Source organism: Actinoplanes sp. NPDC049118, assembly GCF_040648555.1.
In the GTDB taxonomy this organism is placed as follows: Bacteria; Actinomycetota; Actinomycetes; order Mycobacteriales; family Micromonosporaceae; genus Actinoplanes.
Window position 1 is genome coordinate 203,272 of sequence record NZ_JBEZDY010000008.1, and the last position, 13,004, is coordinate 216,275.

The following is a 13,004-nucleotide window of genomic DNA, read 5'->3' on the forward strand; positions in this document are numbered from 1 at the left end:
TCACGGCCTGGTGCCCACCTGCGGCGGCTCGTCGTCCCCGGCGGCGGCCCGGTCCTCCGTCACCGCCTCGTCCACGGAGTCGGGGTGAGCGTCCCGCTCGTCGTCGGCACCGCCCTCGGAGGAGTCGGGCGAACCGGTCGGCACGACCATCGTCTCGTCCGCCTCGGAAGCAGAGGTGGCGGGACGCACGACCATCGTCTCGTCCGGTCCGGCACCCGGCAGGACCACCATCGTCTCGTCGGGCCCGGGAACGGAGGAGCCAGGGCGAATCACCATGGTCTCGTCCGGCCCGGGAACAGAGGTGGCGGGACGCACGATCATCGTCTCGTCCGGCCCGGCACCCGGCAGGACCACCATCGTCTCGTCGGGCCCAGGAACGGAGGAGCCAGGACGAATCACCATCGTCTCGTCCGGCCCGGGAACGGAAGAGCCAGGACGAATCACCATCGTCTCGTCCGGGTCGGCGCGCGGCGGCGCCGCGGCCTCCGTCAGGTCCGGCGCGTTCAGGTCGGGCCCCGGCGGAACCGCCGTCGACGCCGGCGCCGGGTGGCTGTCGTCCCCCGAGCTGAGCAGCCCGTTGATCCGCGTCGCCACCACGTCGGCGATCTCGTCCGCCGGCCGCGCCGCGTCCAGCACGAGATACCGCTTCGGGTCCGCCGACGCCAGGTCCAGGAACGCGTAGCGCACCCGCTCGTGGAAGGAGCGGGACTCGCTCTCCAGCCGGTCCGGGCCGACGCCGCGGGTGTCGACCCGGCCGAGGCCCACGGACGGATCCACGTCGAGCAGCACGACCAGGTCGGGCTTGAGCCCGCCGGTCGCCCAGGACGACAGCCAGGAGATCTCCTGTACCGGCAGCGTGCGGCCGGCGCCCTGGTACGCCAGCGACGAGTCCACGTACCGGTCGCTGACCACGACCGCGCCGCGCCCGAGGGCCGGGCGCACGACGGTGGCCACGTGGTGTGCGCGGTCCGCGGCGTAGAGCAGCGCCTCGGCGCGCGGCGACGGCGCGTCCGCGCCCTCGCCGTTGGAGAGCACCAGGCTGCGGATGCGGGAGCCCATGTCGGTCGCGCCCGGTTCGCGGGTGACGACGACGTCGTGGCCCGCCTTGAGCAGCGCCTCCGAGAGCCGGTTGACCTGCGTGGACTTGCCGGCACCCTCGCCGCCCTCGAAGACCACGAAGATCCCCTGCCGGGTGAACTCCTCGGCGGCGGAAAGGGGACGGCCGCGGATCGAGCTCCACAGGTCGGCCAGGACCGGCACGCCACGCTTGTCATCCATCTGCCGGAACGCGCTGACGCCGGTCCAGACGCCGATGACGCCGGCGACCAGCAGCAGGATTCGGGTCGACGAGATGTCGACGGAGACGCTGCCCGCCGAGATGGTGCGGGAGCTGCCGAGGCCGACCAGGAGGCCGGCGAGCGAGATGGCCAGCAGCAGGACGAGCCGGGCACCGATCTGCACCACGGAGAAGACCCGGCCGCGTACCTCGTCGTCGACCTGGCCGCCGAGCAGGGTGACCCCGGCCAGGAACGCCATGCCGGCGCCGGCGCCGACGAAGAGCGCGCCGAAGAGCGCCATGGACAGGTGGAACGCCACGGACAGGAAACCGACCGCGCCGCTGGCGAGCACGATGCTCATGCCGAACCAGCGGCGCCGGGACAGCTCCTTGACGACCATCGGGCCCAGGCCGATGCCCATCGCGAGGCCGATGAAGAGCGTCGCGAAGAGCAGGTAGAAGGCGGCGTCACCGGCGCCCAGCGAGGCGGTGAAGAAGCGGGCGGTGCCGATGACGATCCCGGCACCCGCGAACGCGCCGAAGATGCCGAGCACCAGGCCGCGCACGAACGGGGTGCCGCCGATGTACTTCCAGCCCTCGACGAACTGGCGGAACATGCTGGTCTCGGCGGCCTTCTCCCGCCGCTCCCGGTGGCCGGCGCTGATCTCCTTGATGCCGAAGAAGACCACCGCCGCGGTGGCGGCCCGGGAGAACGCGTTGATCCAGAGCGCGATCTGCACCGGCTCGGCCCAGTCGGGCAGCCCGCCGATCGGCCCGCGGACGACGCCGTCCAGCGCGGCCAGGGCGAGCGCGGCGAGGATCGGCGTGATGCCGTACGTGGTGATCAGGGTGAGCTGGTTGGAGACCTCGAGGCGGGCCGCGGGGATCAGGTTGGGAACCGCGGCCTCCTTGGCCGGGATCCACAGCAGGGTGATCGTCTCGCCGATGAAGGTGGCGATGACCGCCCAGGTGACGACCAGGCCGCCGGAGTCGCTGAGGAGCGCAACGACGGGAATCGAGCCGTAGACGAAGAAGCGCAGAATGTCGCAGATGACCATCGTGTACCGCCGGTCGAACCGGTCGGCGAACACGCCCGCGATCGGGCCGAGCAGCAGGGCCGGCAGCAGGCGGATCGCGATCGTGCTGCTGAACGCGCTGCCCTGTGCCACGCTGCCGGTCACCTGTTGAGAGGCGAACAGGGCGGTGGCGAGCGTGCCGATCCAGTCGCCGAACGAGGCCACGCTGAGCACCAGCCAGAGCCGCCGAAACGGACGGATCCGCAGGACGGAACGCAGTGCAGCCGCGCCGGACAGGTCTACCGGACCTGCCTCCTTGCGCGCCGTACTCGTTTCGGTGTCGATGGCCTTACCTCCCCGTGGTCACTGCTCGAAGCACTCTAACGGGCGGCAGCAGCTCACCGCGGTTGCGCTCATCCGGGTGGCGCGAAAATGAAGGTGTTTCGCATACGCGCGTCAACGGTTAGGTTGCTGGCGTGATCGTCGAACGCAGTGCGCTGCACGAACGCCTCGACCGCGCGACCAGACGGCTGGAAACGCCGCTCGCCGTGGTCGATCTGGCCGCCTTCGACGCGAACGCCGCCGCGTTGTCGGTGCGTTCGGCCGGCAAGCCGATCCGGGTCGCCAGCAAGTCGGTACGGGTCCGCGCCCTGCTCGAGCGCGTACTCGCCCGTCCCGGCTGGTCCGGCGTGATGGCATACACGCTGCCGGAGGCGATCTGGCTGGTACGCAGCGGCGTCACGGACGACGTGCTGGTCGCGTACCCGAGCGTCGACCGGACCGCGATCGCGCAGCTGGCCGCGGATCCGCAGCTGGCCGCCGCGATCGCCATCATGGTCGACGACCCCGCGCACCTGGACCTGGTCGACGACGTCGCCGCGCCGGGGCAGCGCCCCGACGTGCGCATCTGCCTGGAGCTGGACGCCTCCTGGCGCCCCGCCGGGCCGTTGCACGTCGGGGTCCGGCGCTCGCCGGTCCACTCCGCGGCCCAGGCCGGGGCGCTCGCCGCCAAGCTGGTCAAGCGGCAGGGCTTCCGGCTGGTCGGCATGATGGCCTACGAGGCGCAGATCGCCGGCCTCGGCGACAAGCCACGCGGCCAGGCCGTGCTGGCCCGGGGCATCCGGATGATGCAGCGCCGTTCGCTGCCCGAGCTGCTCAAGCGCCGGATGGCCGCGGTACGTGCCGTCCGCGAGCACGTCGAGCTCGAGTTCGTGAACGGCGGCGGCACCGGCAGCGTGGCGGCGACCGCCGCGGACCCGTCGGTCACCGAGATCGCCGCCGGCTCCGGACTCTACGGTCCGACCCTCTTCGACACGTACCGTAACTGGCAGCCCACGCCGTCGGCGTTCTTCGCACTCTCGGTGGTCCGCCGCCCCGCGCCGCGGATCGCGACCGTGCTCGGCGGCGGCTGGATCGCCTCCGGGCCGACCGGACCGTCGCGCCAGCCGATGCCGTGGCTGCCCGAAGGCCTGCGCCTACGGGGCGACGAGGGCGCCGGCGAGGTGCAGACGCCGCTGATCGGCGCCGCGGCCGAACGGTTGCGGCCCGGCGACCGGGTGTGGTTCCGCCACGCCAAGGCCGGCGAGCTGTGCGAGCACGTCAACGAGGTGCACCTCGTCGACGGCGACACGGCCACGCCGACCCCGACGTACCGGGGAGAGGGACATGCGTTCCTCGGTTAGGACCTCACGCGGGAACGTGGCGGTGCAGGTATTCCCTGATCAGCGCCTTGGCCTCGGTGAGAACGGCCTCGTCGCCCGTCACGTCGCGCCGGAACGCCAGCTTGATCAGCGCATCCGACGCCTCGACCGCGATCAGCAGCGCGAAGCGCAGCCGCGCGCGGTCCATCAGCTGGAACTGGTCGACCAGCAGCTCGGCGAGCCGGTCGGCGATGACCGCGTTGTTGTCGCGTTCGGCGTCGAGCAGGTGCAGGTCGACCACGTCGCCGAAGTGCAGCGTCCGGAAGCCCGGCACGCTGCGGTGCATGTGAATGTAGGCGTCTATCGCCGCGTCCACGCCGTCCCACCAGTGGGCGAACGTCTCGTTGGCGAAGCGTGCCGACAGACTCTGCAGGTACGCGTCCATATTGCGCATGGCGAGGGCCTGGACGATGGCCCGCTTGTCGGGGAAGAACTGGTAGACCGAGCCGATGGCGACCTCGGCCCGCTCGGCGAGCAGGGTCGTGGTCAGGCCTTCGTACCCGACCTCGTCCACGAGCTCCGCGCAGGCGTCGAGCATGCGCTGGACCCGGGCAACGCTTCTGCCCTGCACCGGAACCCGGCGCAGTGGTCCGGTGGTGACGGTTGGTGTCGACACGCGTCGCCACTCCCTCTCAGCAGTGATAATCGGAACGTTACTCGGATCAACGAGCGAGAAGCATCGACGGGACGCCGACGACACCCGGCATTCCCGGTTTTGTGCGACTGTCCGCTCGTCGGGAGGACTCAGCCGTAATGACCAGTGACAATTCACCCCCCGTAGCCGCGCGTCACTGGCTCAATTGGGGCGGCAACCAGCAGTCCGTCGCCGTCGAGGTGCTGACCCCTGGCAGCGTTGACGAGGTGGCGGCGCTCGTCAAGGAGGCGTCCGCCACCGGACAGAAAATCAAGGCCGTCGGCAGCGGACACTCGTTCACCGCGATCGCGGTGGCCGACGACCGCCGGCTCCTGCTGCACCGCATGGGCGAGTTGGTGGAGATATCCGGAAATCTGGTCACGGTACAGGCCGGAATGCCGCTGCACCGGCTGAACCAGATCCTCGCGGACAACGGCTTGGCGATGCCCTATCTGGGCGATATCGACCAGCAGACCGTCGCCGGGGCGATCTCCACCGGCACGCACGGCAGCGGCCGCGATCACTCGACGATGGCCTCCTGTGTGGAGTCGCTAACGCTGGTCACGGGCGCCGGGCTGGTGCAGCGGATCGACTCGACCTCACCGCTCTTCCACGCCGCGCGGCTCGGCATCGGCGCCCTCGGCGTCCTGGTCGAGGTGACCCTGCGCTGCGTCGAGGCGTTCACGCTGCTCGCCGACGAGCGGCCGCTGCCGCTGGCCGAGGTGCTCGCCGGGCTGGACGAACAGATCGCGGGCAACGACCACCTCGAGTTCTACTGGTACCCGTACACCGACCGGGCCCAGCTCAAGCGCAACAACAGGGTGCCGGTGTCGGACCGTCCGCTGTCGAGGTTCCGCGGCTGGCTCGACGACGAGTTCCTGGCGAACACCGTCTTCCAGGGCGCATGCCGGCTGGGCCGGGCGATCCCCGCCGCCGTGCCGGCGATCAGCGCGGTCTCCGCCCGCGCCCTGACGGCCCGGACCTACACCGACCGCTCCGACCGGGTCTTCTGTACGCCGCGCCGGGTCCACTTCACCGAGATGGAGTACGAGATCCCCCGCGAGTGCCTGCCCGAGGTGCTGTCGGTGCTGCCGCGGATCATCGAGAAGCTGCCGTTCAAGGTGCAGTTCCCGGTCGAGGTGCGGTTCACCGGCCCGGACGACGCCTGGCTGTCGCACGGCTACGGGCGCGACTCCGCCTACGTCGCCGTGCACCAGTTCAGCGGCAGCCCGTACGAGCCGTACTTCCGGGCCTTCGAGGCGGTCTGCGAGCCGCTGGGCGGGCGCCCGCACTGGGGCAAACTGCACTACCGGGACGCGGACTCGCTGCGTAGCGCGTACCCGAGGTTCGACGACTTCCTGGCCGTCCGCGACCAGCTGGACCCCGGACGGGTCTTCACCAACGCATACCTCGACCGGGTCCTCGGGGCCTGAGGAAAGTTATCCACAGGCCCGTCCACAGGACTACTCGGCGTTGGCCCGGGCCTTCGCCGGCGTGGCCTTCTTCGCCGCTGGGGAGGCGTTGGCGGCCCGCTTGACCGGGGTGGCCTTCTTCGCGGCGGCCTTCTTGGCCGGGGCCTTCTTCGCGGCCGTCTTCTTCGCCGGCGTGCCCTCGGCGGAGGAGGCCGCCTTCTTCGCCGGTGCCTTCTTCGCGGCCGCCTTCTTGCGCGGCGCCGGTCCCTTCGCGCGCTTCTCGGCGAGCATCTCGGACGCCTGCTCGACGGTCAGCTCCTCGGGCGTCTGCCCGCGGCGCAGCGAGGCGTTGAACTCCCCGTCCGTCACGTACGGACCGAAGCGGCCCTCCTTGATCACCATCGGCTTCTCGGTGACCGGGTCCGGGCCCATCTCGCGCAGCGGCGGGGCCGCGGCGCGGCGCTGCCGGTGCTTCGGGGCGGCGAGCAGCGCGAGCGCCTCGTCCAGGGTGACGGTGAAGAGCTTGTCCTCGCTGTCCAGCGAGCGGAAGTCGTCGCCGCGCTTCACGTACGGCCCGTAACGCCCGTTGGCCGCGAGGATCTCCACACCCTCCGGGTCCTTGCCGACCGTGCGCGGCAGCTCCAGCAGCCGCAGCGCCTGCTCCAGGGTCAGCGTGTCCGGCGCCTGGGTCTTGAACAGCGAGGACTTACGCTCGCCGCTGGAGACGTACGGGCCGTATCGGCCGGACTTGAGCTGCACCGGCTCGCCGGTCGCCGGGTCGTCGCCCAGGCTGCGCTCGCCGCCGCCGCCGAGGAAGAGCTCGTTGACCTTCTCGACGGTCAGCTCGTCGGGCGCGACCCCCTCGGGGATCGAGACCCGGTCCTCCGGCGCGTCCTCGGTGGCATCGGGCAGGGCCCGCTGCAGGTAGGGCCCGTAGCGGCCCACGCGGACCACCACGTTGCGGCCCGAGTCGTCCTTGAAGAGCGGAATCGAGTTGACCGCGCGGGCGTCGATCTCGCTGAGGTTCTCGGTCACCATCTTCTTCAGGCCGCCGGCCTTGGCGATCGAGTCGTCCGCGCCCAGGTCGCTGCCGAAGTAGAAGGAGGTGAGGAAGTCCAGCGCCGCGTGGTCGCCGCCGGCGATGTCGTCGAGCTGGGTCTCCATCGCGGCGGTGAAGTTGTAGTCGACCAGCCGCGGGTAGTGCCCCTCGAGCAGGCCGACGACCGCGAACGCGATGAACGACGGGATCAGCGCCTGGCCGCGCTTCTCCACGTACCCCCGGTCCTGGATCGTCCGCATGATCGACTCGTACGTCGACGGGCGGCCGATGCCCAGCTCCTCCAGGGCCTTGACCAGCGAGGCCTCGGTGTAGCGGGCGGGCGGCGAGGTGTGGTGGCCGACCGCGTTGAGCTCCTCGGCCGTCAGCGGCTGGTCCTTGGCCAGGTTCGGCAGGCGGTGCTCGGTGTCCTCGGCCTCGGCGTTCTCGTCGTCGGACGACTCGACGTAGGCACGCAGGAAGCCGGGGTCGGTGATCGTCTTGCCGCTGGCGCCGAAGTCGGCCTCCTCGCCGGCGGTGGAGACCGCGCGGATGCGCACCGAGACGGAGTTACCGACGGCGTCGGTCATCTGCGAGGCCACCGTGCGGCGCCAGATCAGCTCGTAGAGCTTGAACTCGTCGGCCGAGAGCTCGCCGGCGACCTCGCCGGGGGTGCGGAAGTTGTCGCCCGCGGGGCGGATCGCCTCGTGCGCCTCCTGCGCGTTCTTGACCTTGCCGGTGTAGCGGCGCGGCTGCGGCGGCACGTTGTTCGGGCCGTACAGGTCGGCGATCTGGCGGCGGGCGGCGGTGATGGCGGTCTCGGAGAGGTTCACCGAGTCCGTACGCATGTAGGTGATGTAGCCGTTCTCGTACAGCCGCTGGGCCGTGCGCATCGTCTGCGACGAGGAGAAGCGCATCTTGCGGGCGGCCTCCTGCTGCAGCGTCGAGGTGATGAACGGCGCGTACGGCCGGCGCCGGTAGGGCTTCTCCTCGACCCGGGTGACCGTGAACGGCCGGTCCTCGAGGCGCGCGGCGAGCCCGCGGGCCCCGTCGCCGTCGAGGTGCACGACGCCGGCGCCGGGCTTGACCCGGCCGGTCGTCGGCTCGAAGTCGCGGCCGGTGGCGATCCGGTCGCCGTCCAGCGCGATGAGCGTCGCCTGGAAGTTGCGGGTGCCCTCGACCTTGCCCTGCACCGAGAGCTGGGCGTTGATGTCCCAGTACTCCGCGGAGCGGAACGCCATCCGCTGCCGCTCGCGCTCGACCACGATTCGAGTCGCCACGGACTGGACGCGCCCGGCGGACAGGCGGGGCATCACCTTCTTCCACAGGACGGGGCTGACCTCGTAGCCGTAGAGGCGGTCCAGGATGCGCCGGGCCTCCTGCGCGTCGACCAGGTCCCGGTCGATCTCGCGCGGGTTGGCGACGGCGGCCTGGATGGCCGACTTGGTGATCTCGTGGAAGACCATCCGCTTGATCGGGACCTTGGGCTTGATCGTCTCGACCAGGTGCCAGGCGATGGCCTCGCCCTCGCGGTCCTCATCCGTCGCGAGCAGGATCTCGTCGACTTCCTTGGCCAGCTTGGTCAGCTTGGCGATCTGCTGCTTGCGGTCGGAGGAGACGACGTAGAGCGCCTGGAAGCCGTTGTCGACGTCGACGCCGAGCCGCGCCCACGGCTCGCCCTTGTACTTGGCGGGCACGTCGGCGGCGTTGCGCGGCAGGTCACGGACATGCCCGAAGGAGGCCTCGACAAAGTAGTCGGGCCCCAGGTAGCCGGCGATCGTCTTGGCCTTCGACGGGGACTCGACGATGACCAGACGGGTCGTCCTGGCTTTCTCCGGCACGGCACTCCCATACTTTTCGGTCGCTCGGCGGCCCGTCGCGGACGACGGACGTGCGGACGTTCAACGTAACGCGCCGGACGAGCTCACATTCCCCGGGCATGCAGAAGTCGGATGGTAACGGTCCGGCCACCGCATGCGTCCGACGGCGACACCGTACACCGGGAACATGGCGTCGTGTCGTACACAATCGGGGAAGATCATGCACCCGCGCCGCCCGGCCAGAGCCTTTCGGGCGCCGCCGCGGGCCGCTCGCCGACCAGCTCCGCGAGACGCGCGAGACGCCTGTGACCTGCGATCACGTACGCCGGACCGGCCTGGATCGTGCCCGCGAGCCCGGCCCGGGTCAGCGCGGCGTCGGTCGCCCTGTCAAGAAAACCGTCGGGATCCAGACCAAGTGCGTATCCCTGAGGCCGCGGTTCGCCCGCCGCCGCGACCCAGAGCCGCAGCCGCGGCCCGCCGAGGAAGAGCTTGTCGGCGGCCGGCGGCCAGGCCCGGGCGAGGGCGTTCAACCTGCTGCTGAACGCGGTCCGGACCTCGAAGGCGACGGTACGGGGCTCCGCGTTCTCCTTCTTACCTACCGGCGCCTCCGCGACGTCCTCCTCGGGGAGTTCCGCCGGGGGCACGTGCGGCCCGTCGGGGGCGATCGTCTGCTCCACCGGCTCGACCGTGAGTTCGGCCACTGGCTCGTCCGGCTCGTCGCCGGCCACCGGCGCCCAGTTGACCACCAGGCCGCGCGAGACCAGCTCGTCCACCAGCACGTGCACCCGCCAGGCGGCGTCGACGCGGACCGAGACGCGCGCCGTACCGCCCATCCGGCCCAGCCGGCCGGGGCCGGCCAGCAGGCCGACCAGGTCGAACAGCGACGGGTCCGCCGCCTCGACCCCGAAGATCGACAACTGCCGTCCGGCCGGAACCGTGGTGACCGTGCGACGGCGGCCCCGCTGGGCGGGCTGAACCGGCGCGGGCAGCACCTCGCGCGGAATCAGCGGCCACCCGGGCTCGGCCATGGTCAGCGGCACTCCGTCATCGGCATTCCGGCGCTTCGTCGAACGCCTTCTTGAGCTCCTCGGAGTCCAGCCGGCTGGTGTCCAGCTCGCTCTCTCTGTACTCGGTGTTCAGGACCTCCACCACCGACGCGACCTTGGCGTAGAAGTCCTTGGACGGGCTGGTCGCGAGCGCCTCGACCCCCGTCTTGGCCCGCCCGTACGCGTCGCGCATCGCACCGAGTGACGCGGTGAAGCCGTCCGCGACCTCCTTGCCCTCGTCGACGTCGGGCACGCCGGCCCGCTGCACGCCGGCCCGGGCCTTCTCGCTGGCCGACTCCGCGCCGCCGAAGAGCCGCATGAGGTTCTCCTTGGCCTGTGCCGGCGTCGTCTCGGCGGTCATCTGTTGCTGGGTACGGGTCGCCAGGGTGCCGATCTCGCTGCGCCAGGGCGACAGCACCGTGCAGACCGAGGCGGCCCAGGCGCGGGGTGCGGGACCGCCGGCGCAACCACCCAGTGTCACGACGAGCGAAAGAACGATGAGTGAGGATGCGAAGCGGGCCGTGCGCATGGTTTGCAGCGTACGGCCATCACGCGGCGGAGGGCACCCGGCGAGTGCCGGGCGCCCTCCTGACGCGTCGATCCGATCAGGCGCTGATGCGCTCCGAGTGGTTCTCCGCGGCCGGGGTGTCCTCGCCCATGGAGATGGGCTTGCGCTTGCTCCAGATGACCGCACCCGCGACGATCAGCGCCGCCACGACCGCGAGAGTGATCCGCGCCGCATTGTTCTGATCATCGCCGATGGTGAGGGTCACCACGGCCGGTGCGATCAACAACGACACCAGGTTCATCACCTTGAGCAGCGGGTTGATGGCCGGGCCGGCGGTGTCCTTGAACGGGTCACCCACCGTGTCACCGATGACCGTCGCGGCGTGCGCCTCAGAGCCCTTGCCACCGTATGCGCCGTCCTCGACGAGCTTCTTGGCGTTGTCCCACGCGCCACCCGAGTTGGCCAGGAAGACGGCCATCAGGGTGCCCGCGCCGATCGCACCGGCCAGGTAGGAGGCCAGCGCGCCGGCGCCCAGGCCGAAGCCCACCGCGATCGGCGCCAGGATGGCGAGCAGACCGGGGGTGAGCAGCTCGCGCTGGGCGTCCCGGGTGCAGATGTCGACGACCTTGCCGTACTCGGGGCGCTGGGTGCGCTCCATGATGCCCGGGAACTCGCGGAACTGGCGGCGTACCTCCATCACGACCGCGCCCGCGGAGCGGGAGACGGCGTTGATCGCCAGGCCGGAGAAGAGGAACACCACCGCGCAGCCGATCAGCAGGCCGACCAGGTTGCGCGGGTTCGAGATGTTCAGCAGTCCGAGGACCTCCGCGCCGATCTGCTCGGCCGAGAGGCCCGCGTCCGCCAGCGACGACCTCAGGGTGTTCGTGTAGGAGCCGAACAGCGCCGTCGCGGCCAGCACGGCCGTGGCGATCGCGATGCCCTTGGTGATCGCCTTGGTGGTGTTGCCGACCGCGTCGAGCTCGGTCAGGATCCGCGCGCCGTTCTCGTCGATGTCGCCGGACATCTCCGCGATGCCCTGCGCGTTGTCCGAGATCGGGCCGAAGGTGTCCATCGCGACGATGACGCCGACCGTGGTCAGCAGGCCGGTGCCGGCCAGCGCGACCGCGAACAGCGACAGCGTGATCGACGTGCCGCCGAGCAGGTACGCGCCGAAGACGCCGGCGCCGACGAGGAGCGCCGAGTAGACGGCCGACTCGAGGCCGACGCTGATGCCGGCCAGCACGACGGTGGCCGCGCCGGTCTGCGACGACTTGCCGATGTCCTGCACCGGGCGCTTCTCGGTCTCGGTGAAGTAGCCGGTCAGTGCCTGGATGGCGGCGGCCAGCACGATGCCGATGACGACGGCACCGATCGCGACCCACTGCGGGTTGCGCCCGCTGGCGACCACGAGCGGGTCGATGCTGGCGGCGTTGTCGAACCCGGCGAAGCTGTTCGGCAGGTAGACGAAGCTGACGATCGCCACGGTGACGGCGGAGAGCACGGCCGAGATGTAGAACGCCCGGTTGATGGCGGTGAGGCCGTTCTTGTCCGAGGCCCGCAGCCGGGTGATGAAGACGCCGACGATCGCGATGACCACGCCGACCGTCGAGACGATCAGCGGGAAGATCATGCCGTCCTGGCCGAATGCCGCCTGGCCGAGGATCAGGGCCGCGACAAGCGTGACCGCGTACGACTCGAAGAGGTCGGCCGCCATGCCTGCGCAGTCGCCGACGTTGTCGCCCACGTTGTCGGCGATCGTCGCGGGGTTACGCGCGTCATCCTCCGGGATGCCCTGCTCGACCTTGCCGACCAGGTCGGCGCCGACGTCGGCGGCCTTGGTGAAGATGCCGCCGCCGACCCGCATGAACATGGCCAGCAGCGCGGCGCCGAAGCCGAAGCCCTCGAGCACGGTCGGTGCGTCGCCGCGGTAGATCAGCACGACCAGCGCGGCACCGAAGAGGCCGAGGCCCACGGTGAGGAAGCCGACCACGCCACCGGTCTTGAACGCGATGCCCATCGCCTTCTCACGGCCGCCGGCCTCGCCGGCCGCCGCGGCGACCCGCAGGTTGGCCCGCGTGGCCAGCGCCATGCCCGCGCCGCCGATGAACGAACTGAAGACCGCACCGACGATGAAGAACAGCGACCGGCCGATCTTCACCGCCATTTCACTGTCGGTGTTGTGCACCGGCAGAAGGAACAGCAGCACGACCGCGATCACCACGAAGATGGCGAGGGTCTTGAACTGCCGGAACAGGTACGCGGACGCGCCTTCCTGCACCGCCCCCGCGATGTCTTGCATGTTGGTCGTGCCGCGGCCGGCAGCGAGCACCGTCTTGACGAAAACAGCAGCGAAGGCCAACGCCACCAGCGCGAAGGCGATCGCGACGATGACGTAGGTGACGTTTTCACTGCTGAGGGACACCCCGCCGCTTTCCGCGGCGAGGTATACGGAGGTCCCGGACATCCATGTCCTCCTGTACGCCGAACGCACCCGACAGCGGACGAAACCGCGGGCGCACTCCCTGCTCGGGGAGACGACACCCGGGCCCGCGGACG

The 13,004-nt window shown here is 70.7% G+C and carries 8 protein-coding genes; 2 read left to right on the forward strand and 6 right to left on the reverse strand.

Translation table 11 applies throughout. The features are described 5' to 3' along the window. On the reverse strand, positions 1-2,526 hold the full coding sequence (tmk, locus tag AB0B58_RS14930) for a dTMP kinase (protein ID WP_360223386.1): 2,526 nt from the start codon (positions 2,524-2,526) through the stop codon (positions 1-3). Positions 2,527-2,768: 242 nt separating this feature from the next. Between tmk and AB0B58_RS14935 the strand changes: the two genes are divergently transcribed. Further along, the gene (locus AB0B58_RS14935; protein WP_360223389.1) at positions 2,769-3,974 is read left to right on the forward strand and encodes an amino acid deaminase/aldolase; all 1,206 of its coding nucleotides are present in this window, start codon (positions 2,769-2,771) and stop codon (positions 3,972-3,974) included. A 4-nt stretch (positions 3,975-3,978) separates the two neighbouring features. On the opposite strand, the gene AB0B58_RS14940 is transcribed toward AB0B58_RS14935, so the two are convergent. Next, a complete protein-coding gene (locus AB0B58_RS14940; RefSeq protein WP_184998019.1) occupies positions 3,979-4,608 on the reverse strand; it encodes a TetR/AcrR family transcriptional regulator in 630 nt (209 codons plus the stop codon). A 137-nt stretch (positions 4,609-4,745) separates the two neighbouring features. Between AB0B58_RS14940 and AB0B58_RS14945 the strand changes: the two genes are divergently transcribed. After that, the gene (locus AB0B58_RS14945; protein ID WP_360223392.1) at positions 4,746-6,059 is read left to right on the forward strand and encodes a D-arabinono-1,4-lactone oxidase; all 1,314 of its coding nucleotides are present in this window, start codon (positions 4,746-4,748) and stop codon (positions 6,057-6,059) included. Positions 6,060-6,089: 30 nt separating this feature from the next. Here AB0B58_RS14945 and topA read toward each other — a convergent pair whose 3' ends face one another. The 4 genes from topA to AB0B58_RS14965 all read right to left on the reverse strand — a co-directional run bounded on the left by topA (position 6,090) and on the right by AB0B58_RS14965 (position 12,912). Further along, complete coding sequence (gene topA, locus AB0B58_RS14950; protein ID WP_360223395.1) at positions 6,090-8,915, reverse strand: type I DNA topoisomerase; 2,826 nt, start codon at positions 8,913-8,915, stop codon at positions 6,090-6,092. Between the two features lie 197 nt (positions 8,916-9,112). Further along, positions 9,113-9,922: a hypothetical protein gene (locus AB0B58_RS14955; RefSeq protein WP_360223398.1), complete on the reverse strand. Its 810-nt coding sequence runs from the start codon at positions 9,920-9,922 to the stop codon at positions 9,113-9,115. 16 nt (positions 9,923-9,938) lie between these two features. Continuing rightward, positions 9,939-10,469 (reverse strand): hypothetical protein, encoded by a 531-nt coding sequence (locus AB0B58_RS14960; protein ID WP_360223401.1) that lies wholly within the window; start codon positions 10,467-10,469, stop codon positions 9,939-9,941. Between the two features lie 76 nt (positions 10,470-10,545). Then, entirely contained in the window at positions 10,546-12,912 is a 2,367-nt protein-coding gene (locus AB0B58_RS14965) for a sodium-translocating pyrophosphatase (RefSeq protein WP_360223404.1), read from the reverse strand. Between the last annotated feature and the right edge of the window lie 92 nt (positions 12,913-13,004).

Coding starts and splice junctions, on each gene's coding strand:
- AB0B58_RS14965 (WP_360223404.1), bottom strand. CDS start 12,912: ATGTCCGGGACCTCCGTATACCTCGCCGCGGAAAGCGGCGGGGTGTCC.
- AB0B58_RS14945 (WP_360223392.1), top strand. CDS start 4,746: ATGACCAGTGACAATTCACCCCCCGTAGCCGCGCGTCACTGGCTCAAT.
- AB0B58_RS14955 (WP_360223398.1), bottom strand. CDS start 9,922: ATGGCCGAGCCCGGGTGGCCGCTGATTCCGCGCGAGGTGCTGCCCGCG.
- AB0B58_RS14960 (WP_360223401.1), bottom strand. CDS start 10,469: ATGCGCACGGCCCGCTTCGCATCCTCACTCATCGTTCTTTCGCTCGTC.